Genomic DNA, 20,922 nt, shown 5'->3' on the forward strand with positions numbered 1-20,922 from the left:
CTTGTTTACAATCAAAGAAGAGATCGCCAATGCGATTACACACGGCATCGGTGTCCTCTTATCCATCCCAGCATTAGTGTTTCTAATCATATTTGCGGCTAATTACGGGTCTGCATGGGACATTGTCAGCTTTACAATATTCGGTGTCTCTATGCTGCTGTTATATTTGAGCTCCACCCTGCTTCACAGCATCACACATAAAAAAACGAAGGACATTTTGGAGATTATTGATCATAGCGCGATTTACGTACTCATCGCCGGAACCTACACGCCTTTTTTGCTTGGGCCGCTGAAAGGCACACTCGGCTTTACCCTGTTGGTTATCGTATGGTCACTTGCCCTAGGCGGAATCGTTTTTAAAATTTTCTTTGTGAAACGGTTTATCCTATTGTCAACCTTCGTGTATTTAGTCATGGGGTGGCTGATGATTATTGCAGTTAAACCTTTATATGCTTCACTGAGCGGAGCGGGATTCAGCCTCCTTTTTCTCGGCGGCATTTTATACTCTGTCGGAACCATCTTTTACATTTGGAAAAAGATCCCCTTCCATCACGCCATTTGGCATAGCTTTGTATTGGGCGGGAGCGCTGCCATGTTTTTCTGCGTGCTCTTCTATTGTGTAAAGGTGCCGTTCCTTTCGTAACAGTAACAGAAAAGCGCAGTCTTCACGACTGCGCTTTTTTATGCACGTAATTGTTTTTCATTGGCAGGTATATAAGCTTTTGAAAAGGACAATTCAATGTCTGCCGGTTTTAAGCGTTTAAAAAACGAGCCCTTTTGCATGTTATCTGTTCCTTTCGTTTCCACCATCACCAACGGAAGATGATAGCGGGCCGCAAGTTCTATAGGATCAATAGAACCATCTAGTGAAAGAATCAGGCTTTGTCCCTTTTCCAGCTGTTTTGTCACATCTTCATATACCTTTTCTGAATCACCGTCTGAAATCACATCCATCCGATCCAGCCATTGCCCGATAAAAGGCAAGCGGAACACTTTTGGGTTGGCGATAAAGCCGGCCGGTTCCTCAATATATCCAGCAATTAAGGCCAGTTCAGCCAAACGCAAACGGGGATGCACATACAAAACAGGACCGTGTGGTATTGGCTCTGGCTGATGGATCGTCACAACTGAACCGGAGATGCCGATACAGCCTTCCAAAAACGCCTTTGGCTGTTCGTACACAAGAGTCATCTGTTTTTTGTATGACAGACGGGGATCAAGCATTGTTCGATTAAATAATTGTTTCATATTTTTTAACAGCATATACACAATGTAAACCACTAGAAGGCTGTAGCGAACCAATTAAAATCCTCCCGCTTTAGAAGAATTCTTTTTTTCATACATTAGAAATTCGTAATCATACGGGTTTTTTACGTCTTTGATCCCCTGCTCAGAAGAAACCAGCTTCCAATTGGATTCATCAAATTCAGGGAAGTGACGGTCACCCTCAAACTCGTGATGAATTTTCGTCATATACAGTCTGTCCGCATAAGGGAAAAGGTCCGTATAGAGCTGAGCCCCTCCGATCACAAAGCATTCTTCAGGGCCTGAACAAATGTCCAGTACATCTTTTAATGAACCGACAACCGTGCATCCTGGAAATTCTGAAGCCGGCGCTGAGGTAACGACAATATTTTTCCGATTTGGAAGCGGACGTCCGATCGATTCAAATGTTTTTCGGCCCATAATGATTGAATGGCCCGATGTTACTTTCTTAAAGTATGCAAGATCATTGGGCAAATGCCACGGCAAATCATTATCTTTGCCGATAAGCCTGTTGGCATCCATCGCAAAAATGAATGAAATCATACGCTGACCGCCCCTTTTTGCTCTAAAACATGTCTGCATAAATCCTTATACTGTTTCATTTTTTTCATCCTTTAAAAGTAGTCTTCTAGTAGTGTAACACAATAAAAAATCATTTCTGAACCCAGAAATGATTTTTTTATAGTCAGCTGACGACAGGCTTTTCATCCTGTTCTTTTTCTTCATCTTGCAGATCCTGATGCGTATGTGCAATTCTGCTCGCCGCTGCTGCAGCAAGAGCTGCCACAATATCATCCAAAAAGGTGTGAATACCGTCTGGACTTTCATCAAGTTCCTTAATAATTCCAATCTTCTCTTTATCCAAATAACCGAAATTGGTCAAACCGATCGACCCGTACACATTAACGATTGAAAGCGGGATAATTTCATCTATGCCGTAAAGCGGTTCATCCGTTTCAACAAGGTGCTGCAGCGGTTCGGGGAGAAGTTTCTGTTCTGCAAGCTGATCGAGTGCAAGGCCTGTCAAAACAGCATGAATAATTTCACGTTTGTTCAGGACTTTTTCTACATTCTCCATGCAAACACTGAGCGGCAGATTTGGATTGTATTTTTCCTGAAGTTTTTGAACAATCCGTGCAATATCTTCTATCATAACGCCCCGTTTGTTCAGCATATCCTTTGTTATATCGACCATTTCATTCATTGTGTACTTTTTCATGTCTAATGGCATCTCCTTTAGGCACTCATCCAGTTGGGAGGCATGTTGCGGTCCCAATAAATGCTCCCAAGCTCATGATGTGATTGAAATCCATCTTCTGCTGTATGATAATGAAAATTAAACCAGTAGCCGTCATGAGGCGGGTGGTCTCTTCGCACATGGAATCTGAGAAGATCTTCTCCAGTTGTCCGATTGTAAACGTTGAAAATTTTTTCCGTTTTGCCCGCTGAAGGCATGCTTGAGATCACAACATCTTGGTACGCCTCATCATCTTGCAATGTCGCTAAATAATCACTAATCACATTTTCGATTTTTGGCAGGATCTCTTTCCGATAGTCATCCTCAATGACAGGAGCGATTCTGCTGCCGAATTTTAAAAAGGACTGATCCTCAGCGCTGTCAAGGAGCTGTTCCTTGTACGATTGAAAAAGCAGTTCAGGATTTTGCCTGTCATCCGACTCATCATCGTACAGGTCATGCTCATCATAAAAAGCGGTGTAATCATTCTGCTCAAGACTGCTCGGCTGTCCGGAAGGCTTGTCCGCCATAAGGGCAGCCGGAGGAGATACGAGCCCGAACGTTACAATGGTAAATAAAACCACAAGGGTCTTTCTCATCCACAATTTCATGACTGCTTATTCCTCTCTATTTTATTGTCATGTTTCTCTTATTTTAGCACATCCAAAACATGCAAGTCATGTACTATATGAAACTGATATGCAAATTAGGAGATTCGTTGCTATGCACTTTGTGTAAAAACGCTTACAATATTCCATGAAAGGAGGCTTTCCGCATGATTGACGCTCTGTTTGCCACAGTTTCACTCTTAACATTATTATACTTTGTCGTCATGGAGGTCACCGATTAACAGAAAGCCCGTGATATGAATCACGGGCTTGTTTGAATGACGCCATAATGGAACAGTGCTGTTTTTCTTTTCATGACGTTAAAACCAAACTGTTCAAACCGCGGACTTTTCCAGTGGTCTTTTAGCACAACGCTTTTTCTGGCGACTCGTACCGCTTCATTGATACATCCTTCGTGTAAAACTGAATCCTCTGCCAAATCACGTAAAGGCGCGATGCCGTCAGAGGTCTCTACAGGTTCATGAAACATTGGATCGAAATAAACCACATCAACAGAGTTGTCAGGAAGCTGTTTGATGTATTCTAAGCAATCACCATTCTTCACCTGGATTCTTCTCATCGCAGCTTGAAGCTCTTCTATACCCGTTTCCCATGAATGCAGCCCCGTCCTCACTAAAACAGACACAAGATGGTTTTTTTCAATCCCAACAACAGAACCCGTTTCGCCTACTGCCATACTTGCGATAATGGCATCTGACCCCAGCCCGAGTGTGCAATCTAAAAACGTATCCCCTTCAGATAATCCGGCAGCCCGAAGCATAGGCTCTTGCTCTCCCTGTAAGAAGCGTTTGGCTCTAAACATCGCTGTATTCGGATGAAAAAAGAATTTGGCACCTTGTTTCGTATACAGCTCAAACCGCTCTTTGCCGACCACAAGCAAATCACGTTCAGCTGACCTCAGCAGGTGTTCAACCGTTTGTTTATTCCGGCCGCAGTATGGCATATTTAGCTCTTTAGAAAGCTGCTTTGCGGTTTTTATGGTGTGTTCAGACGGTCTATAGCTTGTTGTTATCATCTTCTATACTCCCAAAAAGAAAATGCCCGGAAAACGGGCATTTAGCAGTGCGCATCGAAGGCAGCAGTCAGATTTTTCATGATTTCTTCCATATCGTGTCCTTCAATTTCATGACGCGGAATAAAATGTACGACTTCTTTGCCTTTCAAAAGAGCCATTGATGGTGAAGAAGGCTCCTGGCCAGTAAAATACTCACGCATTTTCGCAGTAGCTTCTTTATCTTGGCCCGCAAAAACAGTCACCGTATTGTCAGGTGTTTTGTCATTCTGGAGGACTGCCTGTGTAGCCGCAGGACGCGCAAGGCCTGCCGCGCAGCCGCATACAGAGTTAACGACTACAAGAGTTGTGCCCTCTGCCTTTTCCATAAAGTTTTCTACTTCTTCTGCTGTTGTTAACTCTTCAAAACCTGCTCCAGTCAGCTCGCGGCGCATCGGTACGACAAGCTGGCGCATGTATTCTTCATAAGCCATTGACATAAAAAAAGCCCCCTCTAGTATCCTTCATCTGAAGTAAAGGATACTATAGAGAGGGCCGGATTTCAAATGTTCACGCCTTAAAATATAGAAGTAAGTGTCCCCAGCTGTCTAGATTTTCATAATACCGCCGGTGTTGGCACTTGTCACAAGTTTAGAATAACGTGCCAGGTAGCCGGTTTTCACTTTCGGTTCAAAACCTTTCCAGTTCGCTTTTCGTTTTTCCCACTCTTCTTCTGGCACTTGTACATCCAAGATACGTTTTTCAATATCAACGATAATATGGTCTCCGTTTTCAACAAAGGCAAGTGGCCCGCCCTCAGCGGCCTCAGGTGATACGTGGCCGATTGAGAGGCCACGGGAGGCTCCGGAAAAACGTCCGTCCGTAATCAATGCCACTTTTGGCCCGAGTCCCATTCCAACGATTTGGGATGTTGGCGCCAGCATTTCCGGCATGCCAGGTCCGCCTTTTGGCCCTTCGTATCTGATGATGACAACGTCGCCTTCTTTTACTTTTCGGTTGATAATGCCGTCAAGCGCCTCGTCCTGAGAATCGAATACGACAGCCGGCCCTTCGTGTCTTGTAATCCCATTCTGTACGCCGCCTGTTTTAATGATAGCGCCGTCCGGAGCTAGATTACCGAATAAAACAGCAAGGCCTCCCTTTTCAGTGAATGGTTGATCCAGCGGGTGAATGACGTCATAATCCTTTACTTCATGTCCGGCAATGGTTTCTCCAAGAGTTTTTCCTGTAACAGTCAGCGCATCTAAATGAAGCGCTCCTTCTTTCTTCGAAAGCTCATTCAGAGCCGCTGAAACGCCGCCCGCTTCGTGAAGATCTTCAATAAACACATCCGATGCAGGCGCCAGCTTAGCCAAGTGCGGCACGCGCTCAGCGACTTCGTTAATGCGTTCTAAAGAGTATTCAACGCCGGCTTCGTTTGCAAGGGCAAGGGTATGAAGAACGGTATTTGTAGAACCTCCGAGCGCCATATCGAGTGCAAACGCGTTATCAATCGCTTTTACTGTAACAATATCACGCGGTTTGATATCTTTGCGAATCGTTTCCATTAATTGCGCAGCCGATTTTCTCACAAACTCTTTGCGTTCCGGAGATGTTGCCAGAATGGTTCCATTACCCGGCAAAGCAAGACCAAGTGCTTCTGACAGACAGTTCATTGAGTTCGCCGTAAACATGCCTGAGCAAGACCCGCACGTTGGGCATCCGAACTGCTCTAGTTCTTGAAGCTCGTTTTCGTTGATTTTCCCTGCTTGGTAGGCGCCTACCCCTTCGAATACTGAGGAAAGGGAGATTTTTCGCCCGTCACTTGTTCTTCCTGCCGCCATCGGTCCGCCGCTGACAAAAATCGTCGGAATGTTGATGCGCATTGCCGCCATAAGCATTCCCGGTGTGATTTTGTCGCAGTTCGGAATACAGACCATTCCGTCAAACCAGTGTGCGGATACAACCGTTTCCACAGAGTCTGCGATAATTTCACGGCTTGGCAGCGAATATCTCATACCGATATGCCCCATTGCGATGCCATCATCTACCCCAATGGTATTAAATTCAAACGGAACGCCCCCTGCTTCTCTGATTGCTTCTTTTACGATTTTCCCAAACTCCTGCAAGTGAACATGACCGGGAACGATATCAATGTATGAATTACACACCGCAATAAACGGCTTGCCGAAATCCTCTTCTTTTACCCCTGCTGCACGAAGCAAACTGCGGTGCGGAGCTCTATCGATTCCTTGTGTGATCATATTACTGCGTAATTCTGCCATGGTGATCCTCCTAAATTCTTTCAATTGTTTGATTGGATTTTATTTTGACAATTTTCAGTTTATTTATGGGCTGTTTTTGCAAATAAGATAAATACAGGCCGCCCTCACCTTGTTTTGTTCTTTCGTGTTTTTATATTTATATAGCTTTCTTTCGATTTGAACCCTCCAACTATTAATATTGTTACTTACTATAAATAGTTTTCGGATATTTTTCAACAATATTCGAAATAATTTTTATAAAAAGTGAATTCACATAAAAAAGGTGCATGATCTGCACCTTTTTTATCTTTATTCGCCTTTTTTTCTGCTTTCCGTCATTTGTTTCCAAACAGAACCTTTTGCTTCTTCTCCATGCTCAATACGTTCAAGCGCCATTTTGACTTGAAGGCTGACCTCAAATTCGGGATCATCTTCGGCAGCGCGCAAAGCTTCAATTGCACTTTCATCGCCGACTTCGTACAGGAACATGGCGGCACGCCAGCGAACAAGCTTGCTGGAGTCGCTTAATGACTTGATCATAGCAGGAATGGCTTGAGGATCGCCGATATCAGACAGGCAGTCTCCGGCCGTTCTTCTGACTGATACAGCTTTGTCCTCAAGTGCTTTATACAATAGAGGAAGAACATCAGGTGTTTCAATCATTCCTAAGTACACAACAGCCTGTCTTCTGATGGACACCTTTGGATCATCCAATGCCTTCTGTAAAACCGGGATATCCTCTTCTTTCGGATCCATCTGTTCCAAGTGTGCATAACGCTTTTTCCAGTCCTCATCATCCAGCATATCAAGCGTTACTTTATACGCTTTGCGCTGTACAGCTTGTTTTGCTTCGCCCTTTCCTTGAGCGGCTGCTTCAGTCAGTCGTTTCAGCCGTTCATCACTGTATGCCGCTTGAAGCTCTTCTGTCACATCATGGCCGATTTCATCAAAGTCACCGAATCTGACACCTTGTTCTTTCCAAGCCCGCTCAAACACAACATTGGAAGCTTCAGATCTAAGTTTTAAGATCGCCTGCTGAAAGCGTTCAGGTAAGCCGAAGCGTTCTTCCCGCTCTCCATCGGTTAATTTAACTTGCATAGGAATGCCGCTGAACATCTGCACAAAAACTTTTACCTCTCCAAAAGATTCTTGATCAGAACGATTTTCTTCTGCGCTTTCAGCACTTTCCATCCCAAATGCAGTGCGGACTTGCGGTAAAATGTCTTTCCAGTCGTATCTTGCATTCCGTTCAACAGCAAGAAAATCTGCGACGTGATATACCCCTTTAACTCCATCTATTTTAAGGATTTCCGCTATAACAAGCGGTGCACCTTCTGCTTGCTCAGGTTTATAGTTATTGCTTTTGCCCGCCGGAAGCTCTTCCGTTAAGATGACTTTCATTGTATTCGGGCTTGGTGTAGGTTCAATTGATTTTATCTTCATGATCGTCCTCCTATAGCATATCTGTGACTTATTCTATCATAGTCGCTCCAAGCCTTCTATTACGACGTTTCGGCATCAATCCCGGGTATGTCTTTTTCTAATTGGCGGACAAATTGAAGCATAAAATTGTGTCTTTCTTCTGCCAGTTCCCGTGCAGTGTCTGTATTCATCATATCTTTCAGCCGCAGCAGCTTATGAAAAAAATGAGCGTAGGCGCTTTGCTCATCTCCATAAAGGCCATGCCCTTTTGCGCCCGCAAACATGAAAGCTCTCGCAATGCCGACAGCACCAATCGCATCAAGTCTGTCAGCATCCTGTACGGCTTTTCCTTCAATTGAGAGCGGCTCCTTCGCCAATTTCCCCCTGTCCCGAAAGGACATCCTTGTTATAATATGAATCACCCTGTCAGCATTCTCTTTTCCTACTCCGAAAAAAACGAGCTGATCATATACTTCGCTCACAGAAAGCCTGACCGTGTCAGGCAGCTTCACATCAATTAAATCATGAACCAAAGCCGCCGTTTCAACAATGAACAAATCCGCTTTTTCCTTTTCTCCAATATACGCTGCAAGATCTGCTACTCTTGATACATGATGCCAGTCATGTCCAGAGCTTTCGTCAGTCAGGATAGATTGAACCCATGTCCTGATTTGCTCTGCCTGCTTCAATTCCTTCACAAAAACACCCTCTTTTTATTGCTCTAATAGCTTCACGATATCGTCTTCCAACTCTTTCGGATTTGTATTTGGTGAATAACGGCCAACGATTTCTCCATTTCTATCCACTATAAATTTCGTGAAATTCCACTTGATCGCCTTAGTTCCCAGCATCCCTTTCGCATGTTCTGTCAAATACACAAACAGCGGGTGGGCGTTTTTCCCGTTTACATCCACTTTTGAAAACATAGGAAATGTAACACCGTAATTTGTTTCACAAAATTCCTGTATGTCAGCCTCTTCACCAGGCTCTTGGTTCATGAATTGATTGCAGGGGAACCCTAAGATCTCCAGCCCCTCCTGCTGATATGTATCATATAATTCCTGCAGCTGCTTCAATTGGGAAGTAAAACCGCACTTACTTGCTGTATTCACGATCATCAGTACCTTTCCCGCGAAAGGCTGAAGTGTCATGTCTTTCCCTGTGATTGTACGTACCTTCATATGATAAATAGACATGTAAGTCCCTCCTATGTCCCTGGTGCTGATTATTTTACCTTTTTTAAATCGCAATTCAAAATGTAAACATCAATTAAGAACTCATAAGAAACCTAACGATATAAGCGTCCGTTCATTATCAATTCATATGGCTCGTTTTTTATCTTATCATTCTATAAAACATTACAATTCCCTCTGACATCTTTGAAAATCATCTTACTGTGAAACCAAAAGGCGTGTCAGTGCGTTTTATTTAAAGAGTTTTCTGTTGTTTCCCCCTCAACACGTATAGATAGATTGAAAATTGGCGTGAAAATTCCTATAATGAAGAAAATTAAACGGGGAAATAATGGAGGTGGCACGTTGCCTATTAATATACCAACACACCTGCCGGCAAAACAGGTGCTTGAAAGTGAACATATATTTGTAATGGATGAAAGCAGAGCATTTCATCAGGATATCCGGCCGCAAAAAATTATTATATTAAATTTGATGCCGAAAAAAATCCAAACAGAGACTCAGCTTCTCAGATTGCTTGGAAATTCGCCTTTACAGGTTCATTTCACATTTTTAATCCCAAGCACACACACGCCGAAAAATACTGCGAGAGAACACCTTGACGAATTTTACACGACTTTTTCCAATATCCGTCACAAGAGGTTTGACGGCATGATTATCACCGGTGCGCCGATCGAGCATTTGGCGTTTGAAGAGGTTTCATATTGGGAAGAGCTCAAGGAAATCATGGAGTGGAGCAAAACAAATGTCACTTCAACCTTGCATATTTGCTGGGGTGCTCAAGCAGGTTTGTACTACCATTACGGTGTGGAAAAAATTCAAATGCCGAAAAAAATCTTCGGTGTGTTCGAACATACCGTTCTTTCAAAACACGAAAGATTGGTAAGAGGTTTTGACGAGCTATACTACGTGCCGCATTCCCGGCATACAGATATAAATATGGAACAGCTTCAAGCAGTGCCCGAGTTAAACATTCTTACCGCATCAAAGGAAGCCGGGGTGTGCTTAATTGTGTCTAAAGACGAAAAACAAGTCTTTTTGACAGGGCACCCTGAATATGATACAAATACGCTTCTTCAAGAGTATGAAAGAGATTTGGAACGAAACCTTTCTACTGTCGAGGAGCCTAAACATTATTTTGCAAAAGGCAGCAACGAGCCAGTGAATCGCTGGAAAGCGCATGCCACATTATTGTTTATGAATTGGCTGAATTATTACGTTTACCAAGAAACTCCTTATGAATGGGACTAATTTTTCTTTTTTTAGTGATACGCTGAGCAAAAAATATGATAAAATACATCTGATTCAGTCTGCGTATAACAAAAATTTAAAATACTGGAATACAAATCATTTAAAATTAGCTTAACTTTTTCACTGCATTAATAATTCGATTATGTATTTGTGTTATGTTTATGTATAGACAATAACTCCTTACGATGCATGAAGCTTGCTTGTTGTTGATTACATTGAGGTGAATTTACTTGAATACCAATAAAAGAGTATTAATTTTGACTGCAAATTACGGAAATGGACATGTGCAGGTAGCCAAAACACTTTATGAACAATGTGTACGGCTCGGCTTTCAGCATGTAACAGTTTCTAATTTGTACCAAGAGTCAAATCCGATTGTTTCAGAGGTAACTCAATACCTTTATTTAAAAAGCTTCTCAATCGGGAAACAGTTTTATCGTTTGTTTTATTACGGAGTTGACAAAATCTATAATAAACGTAAATTCAATATTTACTTTAAAATGGGTAATAAAAGATTGGGCGAACTTGTCGATGAACATCATCCCGATATTATTATTAATACATTTCCGATGATCGTCGTGCCGGAATACAGACGCCGAACTGGAAGAGTCATTCCTACCTTCAACGTTATGACTGATTTTTGTCTTCATAAAATTTGGGTTCACGAAAACGTGGATAAATATTATGTGGCGACAGATTACGTGAAGGAAAAACTGCTGGAGATCGGCACTCATCCAAGCAACGTAAAAATCACAGGAATTCCAATCAGGCCGCAATTTGAAGAATCCATGCCGGTTGGCCCGATATATAAAAAGTACAATCTTTCACCAAACAAAAAAGTGCTTCTGATCATGGCAGGTGCTCACGGTGTATTAAAGAACGTAAAAGAGCTGTGCGAAAACCTTGTCAAAGATGACCAAGTGCAAGTGGTTGTCGTGTGCGGGAAAAATACGGCTTTAAAAGAATCTTTGAGTGCGCTTGAGGCGGAAAATGGTGACAAATTAAAAGTTCTGGGCTATGTGGAGCGCATTGATGAGCTATTCCGAATCACAGATTGCATGATTACCAAGCCCGGCGGCATTACTTTGACAGAAGCCACAGCCATTGGAGTGCCTGTCATTCTGTACAAACCCGTGCCTGGACAGGAAAAAGAAAATGCAAACTTCTTTGAAGACCGCGGAGCTGCCATCGTTGTGAACCGTCATGAAGAGATTCTCGAGTCAGTCACTTCCCTTCTTGCAGATGAAGATACCTTGCATCGCATGAAGAAAAACATTAAGGACCTTCATTTAGCAAACTCCTCTGAAGTGATTTTAGAGGATATCCTGAAGGAATCAGAAATGATGACTACCAAACAAAAAGCCAAAGTGCTATCGTAATGGCGTACTTGAGAGCATACGAAAATCGTGTGCTCTTTTTATTTATATTCAGCCATTAATAAAAGCGGTTACATTTTTTATGAAACTTGCCCTTCTTTTGAAAAATAAGCCGTTTCGAAACTTGACGGGTGCTCCCAGATGGTGTATAGTTGAACCATCATTTAACAATGAATCAAAGTTAGATGATGACAAAATTTTTTTTAGCACATGGGTGCTACAGTACTAGGAGGAATTAAGCAATATGCAAAACGGTAAAGTAAAATGGTTCAACAACGAAAAAGGATTCGGCTTCATTGAAGTTGAAGGCGGAGACGATGTATTTGTTCACTTCACAGCTATCGAAGGAGATGGATACAAATCATTAGAAGAAGGACAAGAAGTTTCTTTTGAAATTGTCGAAGGTAATCGTGGACCTCAAGCTTCTAATGTTGTAAAACTCTAAACTCAATACATGATGATGAGATGACAAATAGAGGAGAGGCATTCGCCTCTCCTATTTGATTTTCATCTGGATTTCAATCGCCAAAATGTTTTGTTTACACCTCTGTTCAATCTCTTCAACATACTTTTCCATTGATGGTTTTCCTTTTTTCGCGATATCCGCCAGTTCTTCTAAATCACTGTATATTTCTATAAATGTTTTGTGAAGGATCAACTTCAAGTCTTTATCATCCATAGCTGCGTTCCCCTTCTCTATCAAGATACCTCAAATAGTAAAACAGTCCTATTTATTCTGGTTCAATAGTTATATCGGCTTATTTTTATTTTCTTTTCTATTTTGGTACATAAATTTCAAAAAAACTCTGCAAAATAATGGCGGAGGTGTTTTTTGTGACTTCAGAATTTCATAATGAGGATCAGACTGGCTTTACGGATAAGCGGCAGCTGGAACTAGCGGTGGAAACAGCGCAGAAAACAACAGGAGCCGCGACGAGAGGCCAAAGCAAAACATTAGTCGACTCTGCATACCAAGCCATTGAGGATGCTAGAGAACTGTCACAATCTGAAGAGCTGGCAGCTCTCGATGATCCTGAATTTGTAAAGCAGCAACAGCAGCTGCTAGATGACAGCGAGCATCAGCTGGATGAATTCAAAGAATAAAAACCGCAGCTTCTGCGGTTTTTATTTTTAGTGATTGGTTAAGACATCTCCGTATTGTTTCAGCTTTTCACCAACCGTACATTTATTGATACAAAATGAATGCGCATAAGTTTTGCCAAATTCTTTGCGAAACTGCTTCTTAATAAAACAGTCCTTGCAATATTCATCGTGCAGTTCTGTCAGTTCTTTAAAGATCATTTTCTTATCCAATATCGTCATCTCCGTTACGGTCTAATTTCGTGTGGCTTTCTACGAATTGATGGGATAGAATTTTTTTAGCGAGGCCGTCAGCTTCCTGATTGTCTTTTCGTTGTATTGTTTCGTAGGTTGGAGTAAGCTTCAGCGATTCAAGGAGTGCTTCTATTTTGTCCAGCCATTCATTATGAGATGGATCATAACAAGGCCAGCTGCCGTCAAGCTGATTCAGCACAACAAGCGAGTCCCCTTTGATTGTAATTGAATTTCTGCTTGCCCCAAGCTCTCTTACTTCTCTTATTGCTTCATAAAGCGCTGCGTATTCAGCTTCATTATTGGTTTTCAGCCGGAAGCTTTTATTTTTTCTCAAGCGATGCCGGGTTCCTCCCAGTGAATAATAGATGACGATCCCGAGACCGGCCAGTTCGCTCTCCTTATCGAAACTGCCGTCAAAATAAACAGTAATGTCATCAGGCTCTTGAGCAAGCTCCTCTGTCAGCTTTTCCAATTCCTTCAGCGTCCAGCTGCCGCCTTTCTCGTCTTCGAACTCTAGCTCTTTCATGTATGGAAAACGTCCAAGTTCTCTGGCGAGCATACGTGCCTGCTGTGCTGTCAGCCAGTCTTCGCTAAAAAATGAGACGGATCCTGTTCCTTTTGCTTCTATTTTCAAATGCGGTCTGAGCTTCATTACAATCACCTTACCATTCATTAGTTGCCGGGCTTATGCTATAATCAAACCAATCTTACCCCGGAAAGGAAGCTTTTTCATCTTGTTTAATAATTCGTTTTGGATCTTTTTTGCGATCATTCATTTTATCATTGTTCTTTTATTTTATAAAGGATTTGGCAAAATGGGACTGTTTGTTTGGATCGGTTTTGCGACAGTCTGCGCCAACCTCCAAGTCGTCAAAACAGTGGAACTGTTTGGCTTAACAGCGACACTCGGGAATGTGATGTATGGCACAATCTTTTTTGCGACAGATGTGCTGAATGAAAAATACGGACCAGCTGAAGCCAGAAAAGCGGTATGGCTCGGATTCTCAACGCTCCTGACGCTGACATTTGTCATGCAGGGCGTGCTGCTTTTCGAACCGGCTTCCAGCGACATATCACAAACAGCGCTGGAAACGATCTTCGGATTCCTTCCGCGAGTTGCGTTAGGAAGTCTGCTTGCCTTTATCTTCAGCCAAACGCTGGATGTTTATGTATATTCGGCAATTAGAAGGATATTTCCTTCTGATCGGCTTTTATGGCTCAGAAACGGCGGCAGTACAGCAGTCAGCCAGCTGTTTGATACATTCATATTCACTGCAGTCGCCTTTCTCGGCATTTATCCGGCAGGCGTGTGGCTTCATATTTTTATTTCTACATATTTGATTAAGTTTGCGGTATCTTTGATTTCATTGCCTTATGCTTATGCAGCCAAAAAAATGATACCTAAAGATGAAAGGAGTTCATAATGCCTACAGAAATATACGTAGACGGCGCAAGCGCTGGTAATCCCGGACCTTCCGGTATCGGCATTTTTATCAAACATGAGGGAACAGCAGAATCCTTCTCTATTCCAATCGGAGTGCATACAAATCAAGAAGCGGAATTTCTTGCATTAATTGAAGGGATGAAGCTATGTGCAACGCGCGGGTATCAATCGGTTTCCTTTCGAACCGATTCAGATATTGTGGAACGCGCCACTGAGCTTGAAATGGTTAAAAATAAAACGTTTCAACCGTTCGTAGAAGAAATCATCCGATTAAAAGCGGCATTCCCTCTATTTTTCATCAAATGGATACCGGGCAAGCAAAACCAAAAAGCCGATCTTCTGGCAAAAGAAGCGATTCGGCTGAATGAAAAGAATTAAATCTTGATCATTGGTTCATCCTAATGGCGAGGTGAACTAACATGAAAAAGAAAGATAAAGGCCGGCTGACCGGCGGTGTTACTCCGCAAGGCGACCTGGAAGGCAATACACATAATGACCCTAAAACAGAGCTTGAGGAGAGAGCAAAAAAAAGCAATACAAAACGCTAGAGAAGATCTAAACGATCTCTCTAGCGTTCAGCTTTTCAAGCATACGCTCAATTCCTTTGATTTGGTGGCGGCGAAGCATGTCAGCCGCCTGCTCCATTTGCAAAGTAAATAAAGCGTCTTTCAGTGTGCAGGCCAGCGGCACTGAGCAATGAATTTCCGCAAGCTTCCTCGACATCTCCAAATCGCTTAAACCTTGCTGAATTTTTCCCTGCTGTCCTTTTGGAAGAAGAGAAAGATTTTCCAATAAACGGTCAATCGTTTCGTATTCACGAATCAGTTTGTAGGCTGTTTTTTCTCCAATCCCTTTGACTCCGGGATAGTTATCACTGGAATCACCCATAAGCGCTTTAATATCAATCAAAGCCTTCGGCATTACGCCTGTTTCTTCATAAAAAGTCTCTTTTGTATAGACTTTATAATTTCCGATTCCTTTTTGAAGCAAAGCAACGCTTACTTTATCCGTTAACAGCTGAAGTAAATCTCTGTCCCCTGTTACGACCGTAATGTCCGCTTCATTCGCAAATAAATCGGCAAGAGTACCGATACAGTCATCCGCTTCATAGCCGGCAAAGCCAATATTCATGATTCCAAGCTCTGCGGCTGCTTCCTTTGCCAAATCAAACTGCGGAATCAGCTCCACAGGCGGCGCGCTGCGGTTGGCCTTATAATCTTGGAACAAGTCATTTCGGTACGTTTTGCTCCCCATGTCCCAGCAGCAGACGACGTGTGTCGGCTGGAATGTTTCCACAGCTGTAATCAAATGCTTTAAAAAGCCGTTGACGCCGTTCGTCGGCACCCCGCTGTCATTTATCATAAAGTTGCGATGTACGGCCGTGGCAAAAAAGGCCCGGAATAAAAGAGCCATGCCGTCAACCAGCAATAGTTTATTATTATTCATTAAATAACTCCCTTTTCTTTCATTCCTTCTATTTTATCATAAAGCAGCCCAAAAATAAAAAACAGTATCTCTTTTAACTAGAGATACTGTTTGGATATTTATCAATCGCTGTGTCTTTTGTTGCTGGCGATCAGCTTTTCAGCTTCGCGTCCTGCGTAAGAGTCAAAATGGGTTTGAAATCCGTTTTTCTTTTTGGCATTGTTATTCGCCTGTGCATTTCTGTTTCCGAGCTTTGTTCTGCCCAACATGAATCCCCCCTTACGTCGGATGCATATAGTATATGCTTCCGGCAGGAGGTTCACTCGCGACAGGATCATCCAGCTTACATGCGGCTTACGTATTCTCTGACCATTTCTTTTGATACAAGCCGTCTTGTCGGGACGATGCCTTTTTTAGCGAGCTGATTCATTTGCTCGGTAATTTCATTAATTGCATCTGTAGTATAAGGTTCATCGTTTTTGCATTTCGCAATAGCTTCTTCAATCGCCAATTCACGCATATTTTCAAGACGCATAAATGCTTTGATATGCTCGTGCTGTTTTGATGAATGTGCTGAAATTGCTTTATGTACCTCTGACATTAATCGTTCATCTCGCTTTTTTCTATTTAGTCTATCATGACTTGAAATACAAGCCAACTGAATTTTACATTTTTATTGTATTGTCTGAATTTTTCCAGGAGATGCACGCCTGGTACGCCATTTCAATCTCTTTCGCATGTTCCCCTTCCGCATACCCTCTTAAATATGTCTCTTTTTGATCCGTTATTTGCGCGATTGCTTTTTCACCCATATCTTCCTGTAAGCGTCTGAGGTGAGCAGTGTAATGAAAGATCAGGCTTTCTTCTTCATTTTTTATCCATGCCTCTGTGATTTTCGTAAGTTTCATCCGTACAGCTTCGATAAAGGCCGCTTTTCCTTTCTGCTCAAAAAACTGCTTCGGTGATTTGATCTCTTTTAGTTCCTGCTCAAAAGCACGTTCTTCTATTTCCGGTTCAACTTCCTTCAACTGTATGCCGTTCGAATGCTGATCACCCGCATAAACGGAAAAATAACCGTCCTCGTTTAATGTTTTTTGAAAATGATCCAGCCATTCTTCATTGATATACCGTTCGATGAAACCGCTCATGCGAACATCAAGCGTTTTGATTTCCTGAATATATTCAAATTGATATTCATGTAAGGCTGTTGTCATCGCCTTACTGACGTTCTTTTTCCAATCCCCGTTTTGCAGCCCGGGATGAAATGCCGATTTTAATAAATCATTTGCAAAATATGATAATCGCTGTGCAATGTGATATAGCTGCTCTCTTGTATCTTTTTTTACTTTTTCAATGATGGTTTCTGAGTTCCGCCGTTTCTCGATATCGGCCGCTGTCCGCTCAAATGACAGCATAAGACGCTGTTTCTGCGCTTCCTTCTCTTCTCGGGACTGATGCTGGGATTGGTGAAGCTGAAAAACGGTTCCGCATAGTTTGTCTGCCTCCGAACTGAGCTGCGCTGCTGACGCTTTTTTTACATCCACTTCGATAAACCGGTCTAAGTGTTTTCTTACTTTCGAGAACTGATTATAAAATGACTCCGGTTTTCCCACCAGTTCCTCCTTACTTGATACAGTAAAGAGCTGCGGTTCATAAACCCCTTCTTTTACAAGCTCTGCGCTGACATAATCGGTCACTGTTTCGAGTTCTGTTTTATCTTTTGCAAGGTCTGCAGCATTAATAATAAAAAACATTTTATCCATGCTGAGCGATTCTTTCACAAGTCCAAGCTTTCGCAAAAATGAACGGTCTCCTTTTGAAAACGAGTGCTGATAGTAAGTCATATAAAAAAATGCATCAGCATCTTTGATATATTGGAATGCCAGCTCTGTATGCCGTTTATTCATGCTGCTCGCGCCGGGTGTATCAACGATCGTAATCCCTTTTTCAGTGAGCGGACATGTATAGTAGACCGTTACCTCTTTCACAGCACAGGCCGTTGTTTCCTCTGCTACATACGGCTTTAATTCAGAGAGCGGAATCGTTAATTTCTTCTGTTCCTGTATATACTGCTGATACTTCTCGTATGCAAGCAGAAAATTGCTGATCAATTTCACGTGTTCTTCCTGCAGCCTGTTTTTTTTGACTGCCTTTTCCCACTTCTCTGTGAAGGAACGGCCTGCCGGTTCCTTTGATATTCCGGTGAGCTGCAAAATCTCAGCCGTTATGTCATCCTCTGTCTTAAACACTACATCCGCTGTTTTGTTTAAGTTGCCATTGATTGGCTTTGTGATCTTGTTAATTGTCGCTGTGGTTGGCGTTGGTGAGGATGGCAGCACTCTTTCGCCGACAAGCGCATTGGCAAATGATGATTTCCCCGAGCTAAAGCCTCCAAAAAGAGCGAGTGTAAATTTCCGTTCCTCAAGCCTTTTCACCCTTTCACGAAACGCTGAAGTTTGCTTTAACAACATGCTGTATTCGCCTAAAAGGTCAGACAAAGTGTAAAAGCTTTTGATTTGGTCTTGAAGCGGCATTTCTTGTTCCATTTTGATTTCTGATTTCGGCATCGGCTGCGCCGTCAGCTGGCTTCGGCCTTGTTTCTGCTCTGGAGCCGCCACTCTTGTTTTCTTCGATTTAAACCATTCTGTGTCTATATGCATTGGGCATGCGGACTCTTCTTCCCAAATGGCCCACAGGCGATCGGTTTTCTCTCGGGCATTATTCTCTAAACGCGCCTGTTCTTGAAGAAAGACAAGTTTTTCTGATTCTTGGACGAGCCGGTCGTTAATTGTTTGCACATCTTTGGAAACACGCTCTTTCACCATAGCGGAGAGCACCTTTATGATGTCTGCGGCTTCTCTTTTCGCCTCTTTCCGGATGAGCTCTGCCAAGTCTTTTGTATATTGCAATACATATTCAGAGGAAAAGGCTGCACCATGCTTGACCGCGCGTTCAATGATGCTTATATCAAGCGGTGTGCGATAGGCCTGAATCAGCTTTTCACTTTCAGCGGTATAGACATCAAATACCTTGGCGAGTTTATGAAGCGTGTCTATCATATGCCAATCCGCTTCGGCCTCTGTTCGTTTTGCCACATCAGAGAAAAAAGCATTCCGCCTTTTATCTCTTTCCTGTGCAGTTTTCGCTTTAGAAAAGAAAAAGCCGGTTTTAAAAGAAGGCTCTTGTGATTCTAAAAATGCAGCTGCCAATTCACGCATTTCAAAAGGCGTCAGGTTTGCGTTTTTTAAAATACGATTGATTTCTTCCTGCATCCTCTTCTCTGCCTCAGTCGTTTGTTTTTCGGCCTCATTCAATTGATCACGCAGCGATTGGACCAGTCCAATTTGGATATTAAGCTGTTCAGCGAAACTCGGAGCACCTGTTTCGTCTTTCTTCAGCATTTCCGTATGTTCCTTTAGCAGATTACGGACTTTTTGTTCCGTTAAAGCCTGCATATTGCTTTTTGATTGCTGTTCTATTCTTCTTAACTCTTCTCTCAGGGCCCCCATCTGATTGAACGGGTGATCCGGTTCTGTTACTGATGTAAAATAGAGCGCTTCCCTTGAAATCCCTTCATTGCAAAGCATCTCCTCTACCTGCGCTTGATAGTCTCCAAATTTCGTCTCCGTCTCATCATGGCGGTCAATTTGATTGACGATAAAATACACATTCGGAATGCTTTCTTTTATTGATCTGAGAAACTTTACATTTTCCTCAGAGTGCACGTGATTATAGTGAACGACGTAAAACAGCGCATCCGCTTGGTGAAGAATAGAAGCAGCCGATAGAAAATGAGCATCATCTGTTGAATCTATCCCTGGAGTATCAATATACGCAACCCCGGAATCGATCTCAGTATACCTGTCAAAAATTTCGACGCTTTCAATCTGTTCCCCGTCTTTACAATATTGCTGCACCTTGTCTTTCTGGTAAGTCCCTTCCAGCTCAGCACACGCTCCGTCTGTTGTATGAAGCAGAACTCGCTTTTCCCCGTTTCTGATCACAACAAGGTTAGCGCTTGTCGGAATCGGGCTTGTCGGCAAAATATTCTCCATTAACAGGCAGTTCAGCAGTGACGATTTTCCCGCTGAATAATGCCCGGTAAACGCGATATAAACCTCTTCATCAGCCGCTTTTTTCATGACCGCAGCCAGTTTAGCAGCCCTTTGTTCATCTTGATTCTCAATAAATTGCTTATAAATTTCCCCAGTTTTTTGCAAAAGCTCTTTTCTGTTTTGATCTGTCATAAGTCTGAACCCCTTTGTGCCGTTTCAATTGTGAACCTTTTTCGAAAGATCTGAATTCATTCCCTTTACATTTTACACAAGAATAAACCAAATTTCTTTAGGAGAATAGAAAAAAGCCGCCATTACGGCAGCTTCTATAAAAGAAAATCTGCAACTTTTACAAGTTCCAGATTCATCAAACAGATTTATTAGAGATTCCTTTTAATACAAAACCAATTAATACACTATATGTACAAACCGCTCCAAGCAAAAACAGCATTGTCATTTGCTTCACCATCCTGATTGAGAATCTTTTTCAAATTCATTTTAACATGGTTGAGAATGATTTTCAATCGCTATTTTACGCTGTATTCCTGTAATGCTTTGTCTTCTGCGCGAATTCTGACGCTTAACAACACGGCATTGAAAATGGAAAACAGACACATGGTGACGTATGCTTGATAAAGCAGCGGAATCAGCAAAATTTCGAGTATAACAACGGCATAGTTTGGATGTTTCATCCATTTATATGGACCTTTTTTTACAAGCTCTACACCTGGAACAACAAGGATTTTCGTATTCCAATATGCCCCTAAGGAACAAAGCGCCCAATACCGTACGATCTGTACGCTTAAAATCACTGCAGCGATACCGAGCCACCAGCTGGACGGCTGTTTATTCATCAGCAGCACTTCGGCAATTAAGGACAGGAAAAAAAGGATATGCATCGTAATGATATATGGATAGTGGCTCTCGCCAAATTCAATTGCTCCTTGCTTCTTTACCTTTTGTTCGTTTTGCCTGGCCACTGCCATTTCTGCTGCTCTTTGAACAATGAGAATGGCGATCAACAACCAAAACAT

Annotated in this window: 28 protein-coding genes; 9 read left to right on the forward strand and 19 right to left on the reverse strand. The window is 42.4% G+C overall.

Going from position 1 to position 20,922, the window contains the following annotated elements; all coding sequences use genetic code 11:
* Position 1 precedes the first annotated feature (1 nt).
* Positions 2-643 (forward strand): PAQR family membrane homeostasis protein TrhA, encoded by a 642-nt coding sequence (trhA, locus tag NSQ09_RS16770; RefSeq protein ID WP_004398522.1) that lies wholly within the window; start codon positions 2-4, stop codon positions 641-643.
* A 38-nt stretch (positions 644-681) separates the two neighbouring features.
* On the opposite strand, the gene NSQ09_RS16775 is transcribed toward trhA, so the two are convergent.
* The 10 genes from NSQ09_RS16775 to NSQ09_RS16820 form a co-directional block, all read right to left on the reverse strand.
* Entirely contained in the window at positions 682-1,302 is a 621-nt protein-coding gene (locus NSQ09_RS16775; protein ID WP_257986030.1) for a 1-acyl-sn-glycerol-3-phosphate acyltransferase, read from the reverse strand.
* A complete protein-coding gene (gene dfrA / locus NSQ09_RS16780; protein WP_017696917.1) occupies positions 1,303-1,809 on the reverse strand; it encodes a dihydrofolate reductase DfrA in 507 nt (168 codons plus the stop codon). It abuts the gene before it with no gap.
* A 142-nt stretch (positions 1,810-1,951) separates the two neighbouring features.
* Positions 1,952-2,485 carry a phosphatidylglycerophosphatase A family protein gene (locus NSQ09_RS16785; protein WP_003230797.1) on the reverse strand — a complete coding sequence of 178 codons (534 nt, stop codon included), beginning with the start codon at positions 2,483-2,485 and terminating at the stop codon, positions 1,952-1,954.
* 17 nt (positions 2,486-2,502) lie between these two features.
* Positions 2,503-3,114, reverse strand: coding sequence for a YpjP family protein (locus NSQ09_RS16790; protein ID WP_129137751.1), 612 nt, complete (start codon positions 3,112-3,114; stop codon positions 2,503-2,505).
* 259 nt (positions 3,115-3,373) lie between these two features.
* Positions 3,374-4,147, reverse strand: a complete 774-nt coding sequence (locus NSQ09_RS16795) for a class I SAM-dependent methyltransferase (protein ID WP_029318014.1) — start codon at positions 4,145-4,147, stop codon at positions 3,374-3,376.
* 41 nt (positions 4,148-4,188) lie between these two features.
* The gene (brxA, locus tag NSQ09_RS16800) at positions 4,189-4,623 is read right to left on the reverse strand and encodes a bacilliredoxin BrxA (protein WP_003230794.1); all 435 of its coding nucleotides are present in this window, start codon (positions 4,621-4,623) and stop codon (positions 4,189-4,191) included.
* Between the two features lie 108 nt (positions 4,624-4,731).
* The gene (gene ilvD / locus NSQ09_RS16805) at positions 4,732-6,408 is read right to left on the reverse strand and encodes a dihydroxy-acid dehydratase (RefSeq protein WP_009967560.1); all 1,677 of its coding nucleotides are present in this window, start codon (positions 6,406-6,408) and stop codon (positions 4,732-4,734) included.
* 288 nt (positions 6,409-6,696) lie between these two features.
* Complete coding sequence (locus NSQ09_RS16810) at positions 6,697-7,830, reverse strand: conserved virulence factor C family protein (RefSeq protein WP_004398677.1); 1,134 nt, start codon at positions 7,828-7,830, stop codon at positions 6,697-6,699.
* 59 nt (positions 7,831-7,889) lie between these two features.
* The gene (hdhQ, locus tag NSQ09_RS16815) at positions 7,890-8,507 is read right to left on the reverse strand and encodes an Mn(2+)-dependent (deoxy)ribonucleoside pyrophosphohydrolase (protein ID WP_003230787.1); all 618 of its coding nucleotides are present in this window, start codon (positions 8,505-8,507) and stop codon (positions 7,890-7,892) included.
* A gap of 15 nt (positions 8,508-8,522) precedes the next feature.
* On the reverse strand, positions 8,523-9,005 hold the full coding sequence (locus tag NSQ09_RS16820; protein ID WP_003230784.1) for a glutathione peroxidase: 483 nt from the start codon (positions 9,003-9,005) through the stop codon (positions 8,523-8,525).
* A gap of 342 nt (positions 9,006-9,347) precedes the next feature.
* Between NSQ09_RS16820 and metA the strand changes: the two genes are divergently transcribed.
* From metA to cspD, 4 genes are all read left to right on the forward strand, one after another.
* Positions 9,348-10,253 (forward strand): homoserine O-acetyltransferase MetA, encoded by a 906-nt coding sequence (gene metA, locus NSQ09_RS16825; protein ID WP_015714134.1) that lies wholly within the window; start codon positions 9,348-9,350, stop codon positions 10,251-10,253.
* A 230-nt stretch (positions 10,254-10,483) separates the two neighbouring features.
* Positions 10,484-11,632 (forward strand): diglucosyl diacylglycerol synthase, encoded by a 1,149-nt coding sequence (locus NSQ09_RS16830; protein ID WP_341032129.1) that lies wholly within the window; start codon positions 10,484-10,486, stop codon positions 11,630-11,632.
* A gap of 79 nt (positions 11,633-11,711) precedes the next feature.
* A complete protein-coding gene (locus NSQ09_RS16835) occupies positions 11,712-11,858 on the forward strand; it encodes a hypothetical protein (protein ID WP_123373170.1) in 147 nt (48 codons plus the stop codon).
* 15 nt (positions 11,859-11,873) lie between these two features.
* Positions 11,874-12,074 carry a cold-shock protein CspD gene (gene cspD, locus NSQ09_RS16840; protein WP_003230776.1) on the forward strand — a complete coding sequence of 67 codons (201 nt, stop codon included), beginning with the start codon at positions 11,874-11,876 and terminating at the stop codon, positions 12,072-12,074.
* Positions 12,075-12,125: 51 nt separating this feature from the next.
* Here cspD and degR read toward each other — a convergent pair whose 3' ends face one another.
* Complete coding sequence (gene degR, locus NSQ09_RS16845) at positions 12,126-12,308, reverse strand: transcriptional regulator DegR (protein ID WP_003230774.1); 183 nt, start codon at positions 12,306-12,308, stop codon at positions 12,126-12,128.
* A gap of 155 nt (positions 12,309-12,463) precedes the next feature.
* Here degR and NSQ09_RS16850 point away from each other — a divergent pair, with 155 nt between their 5' ends.
* Positions 12,464-12,733: a DUF2564 family protein gene (locus tag NSQ09_RS16850; RefSeq protein WP_004398863.1), complete on the forward strand. Its 270-nt coding sequence runs from the start codon at positions 12,464-12,466 to the stop codon at positions 12,731-12,733.
* Positions 12,734-12,760: 27 nt separating this feature from the next.
* Here NSQ09_RS16850 and NSQ09_RS16855 read toward each other — a convergent pair whose 3' ends face one another.
* Positions 12,761-12,943 (reverse strand): zinc-finger domain-containing protein, encoded by a 183-nt coding sequence (locus tag NSQ09_RS16855; protein WP_004399003.1) that lies wholly within the window; start codon positions 12,941-12,943, stop codon positions 12,761-12,763.
* A complete protein-coding gene (locus NSQ09_RS16860; protein ID WP_014477138.1) occupies positions 12,936-13,616 on the reverse strand; it encodes a ribonuclease H family protein in 681 nt (226 codons plus the stop codon). The genes NSQ09_RS16855 and NSQ09_RS16860 overlap by 8 nt, the downstream gene beginning before the upstream one ends.
* An 82-nt stretch (positions 13,617-13,698) precedes the next feature.
* On the opposite strand from NSQ09_RS16860, the gene NSQ09_RS16865 reads away from it, so the two are divergent.
* The 3 genes from NSQ09_RS16865 to sspL are packed head-to-tail and all read left to right on the forward strand — an operon-like array spanning position 13,699 to position 14,956.
* Positions 13,699-14,388 carry a queuosine precursor transporter gene (locus NSQ09_RS16865; protein ID WP_014477139.1) on the forward strand — a complete coding sequence of 230 codons (690 nt, stop codon included), beginning with the start codon at positions 13,699-13,701 and terminating at the stop codon, positions 14,386-14,388.
* Positions 14,388-14,786 (forward strand): reverse transcriptase-like protein, encoded by a 399-nt coding sequence (locus tag NSQ09_RS16870; protein WP_015251853.1) that lies wholly within the window; start codon positions 14,388-14,390, stop codon positions 14,784-14,786. The genes NSQ09_RS16865 and NSQ09_RS16870 overlap by 1 nt, the downstream gene beginning before the upstream one ends.
* Positions 14,787-14,827: 41 nt before the next feature.
* Positions 14,828-14,956, forward strand: coding sequence for a small, acid-soluble spore protein L (sspL, locus tag NSQ09_RS16875; RefSeq protein ID WP_003218255.1), 129 nt, complete (start codon positions 14,828-14,830; stop codon positions 14,954-14,956).
* A gap of 7 nt (positions 14,957-14,963) precedes the next feature.
* Here the strand turns inward: sspL and exnP are convergent, their stop codons facing one another.
* The 6 genes from exnP to bpsB all read right to left on the reverse strand — a co-directional run bounded on the left by exnP (position 14,964) and on the right by bpsB (position 20,922).
* Entirely contained in the window at positions 14,964-15,854 is an 891-nt protein-coding gene (gene exnP / locus NSQ09_RS16880; protein WP_003230763.1) for a 5'-3' exonuclease ExnP, read from the reverse strand.
* A gap of 101 nt (positions 15,855-15,955) precedes the next feature.
* A complete protein-coding gene (locus NSQ09_RS16885) occupies positions 15,956-16,102 on the reverse strand; it encodes a hypothetical protein (RefSeq protein WP_072557089.1) in 147 nt (48 codons plus the stop codon).
* A 74-nt stretch (positions 16,103-16,176) separates the two neighbouring features.
* Positions 16,177-16,434, reverse strand: coding sequence for a YpbS family protein (locus NSQ09_RS16890; RefSeq protein ID WP_041053144.1), 258 nt, complete (start codon positions 16,432-16,434; stop codon positions 16,177-16,179).
* 64 nt (positions 16,435-16,498) lie between these two features.
* Positions 16,499-20,080 (reverse strand): dynamin GTPase, encoded by a 3,582-nt coding sequence (dynA, locus tag NSQ09_RS16895; RefSeq protein ID WP_341032133.1) that lies wholly within the window; start codon positions 20,078-20,080, stop codon positions 16,499-16,501.
* A 175-nt stretch (positions 20,081-20,255) separates the two neighbouring features.
* Positions 20,256-20,345, reverse strand: a complete 90-nt coding sequence (fbpC, locus tag NSQ09_RS16900) for a Fur-regulated basic protein FbpC (protein ID WP_100069434.1) — start codon at positions 20,343-20,345, stop codon at positions 20,256-20,258.
* Positions 20,346-20,415: 70 nt separating this feature from the next.
* Positions 20,416-20,922 (reverse strand): alkylpyrone methyltransferase, encoded by a 507-nt coding sequence (bpsB, locus tag NSQ09_RS16905; RefSeq protein ID WP_004398552.1) that lies wholly within the window; start codon positions 20,920-20,922, stop codon positions 20,416-20,418.

Origin of the sequence: Bacillus sp. FSL W8-1202 (genome assembly GCF_038006165.1) — a bacterium.
GTDB classification, from domain to species: Bacteria; Bacillota; Bacilli; order Bacillales; family Bacillaceae; genus Bacillus; species Bacillus subtilis.

Excerpts from the sequence above, each read along its gene's own strand:
- dfrA (WP_017696917.1), bottom strand. The coding sequence starts at position 1,809 with ATGATTTCATTCATTTTTGCGATGGATGCCAACAGGCTTATCGGCAAA.
- NSQ09_RS16785 (WP_003230797.1), bottom strand. The coding sequence starts at position 2,485 with ATGAAAAAGTACACAATGAATGAAATGGTCGATATAACAAAGGATATG.
- NSQ09_RS16790 (WP_129137751.1), bottom strand. The coding sequence starts at position 3,114 with ATGAAATTGTGGATGAGAAAGACCCTTGTGGTTTTATTTACCATTGTA.
- NSQ09_RS16795 (WP_029318014.1), bottom strand. The coding sequence starts at position 4,147 with ATGATAACAACAAGCTATAGACCGTCTGAACACACCATAAAAACCGCA.
- brxA (WP_003230794.1), bottom strand. The coding sequence starts at position 4,623 with ATGTCAATGGCTTATGAAGAATACATGCGCCAGCTTGTCGTACCGATG.
- ilvD (WP_009967560.1), bottom strand. The coding sequence starts at position 6,408 with ATGGCAGAATTACGCAGTAATATGATCACACAAGGAATCGATAGAGCT.
- NSQ09_RS16810 (WP_004398677.1), bottom strand. The coding sequence starts at position 7,830 with ATGAAGATAAAATCAATTGAACCTACACCAAGCCCGAATACAATGAAA.
- NSQ09_RS16820 (WP_003230784.1), bottom strand. The coding sequence starts at position 9,005 with ATGTCTATTTATCATATGAAGGTACGTACAATCACAGGGAAAGACATG.
- NSQ09_RS16835 (WP_123373170.1), top strand. The coding sequence starts at position 11,712 with ATGAAACTTGCCCTTCTTTTGAAAAATAAGCCGTTTCGAAACTTGACG.
- cspD (WP_003230776.1), top strand. The coding sequence starts at position 11,874 with ATGCAAAACGGTAAAGTAAAATGGTTCAACAACGAAAAAGGATTCGGC.
- degR (WP_003230774.1), bottom strand. The coding sequence starts at position 12,308 with ATGGATGATAAAGACTTGAAGTTGATCCTTCACAAAACATTTATAGAA.
- NSQ09_RS16860 (WP_014477138.1), bottom strand. The coding sequence starts at position 13,616 with ATGAAGCTCAGACCGCATTTGAAAATAGAAGCAAAAGGAACAGGATCC.
- NSQ09_RS16870 (WP_015251853.1), top strand. The coding sequence starts at position 14,388 with ATGCCTACAGAAATATACGTAGACGGCGCAAGCGCTGGTAATCCCGGA.
- sspL (WP_003218255.1), top strand. The coding sequence starts at position 14,828 with ATGAAAAAGAAAGATAAAGGCCGGCTGACCGGCGGTGTTACTCCGCAA.
- exnP (WP_003230763.1), bottom strand. The coding sequence starts at position 15,854 with ATGAATAATAATAAACTATTGCTGGTTGACGGCATGGCTCTTTTATTC.
- NSQ09_RS16885 (WP_072557089.1), bottom strand. The coding sequence starts at position 16,102 with ATGTTGGGCAGAACAAAGCTCGGAAACAGAAATGCACAGGCGAATAAC.
- NSQ09_RS16890 (WP_041053144.1), bottom strand. The coding sequence starts at position 16,434 with ATGTCAGAGGTACATAAAGCAATTTCAGCACATTCATCAAAACAGCAC.
- dynA (WP_341032133.1), bottom strand. The coding sequence starts at position 20,080 with ATGACAGATCAAAACAGAAAAGAGCTTTTGCAAAAAACTGGGGAAATT.
- fbpC (WP_100069434.1), bottom strand. The coding sequence starts at position 20,345 with ATGACAATGCTGTTTTTGCTTGGAGCGGTTTGTACATATAGTGTATTA.
- bpsB (WP_004398552.1), bottom strand. The coding sequence starts at position 20,922 with ATGTTTTGGTTGTTGATCGCCATTCTCATTGTTCAAAGAGCAGCAGAA.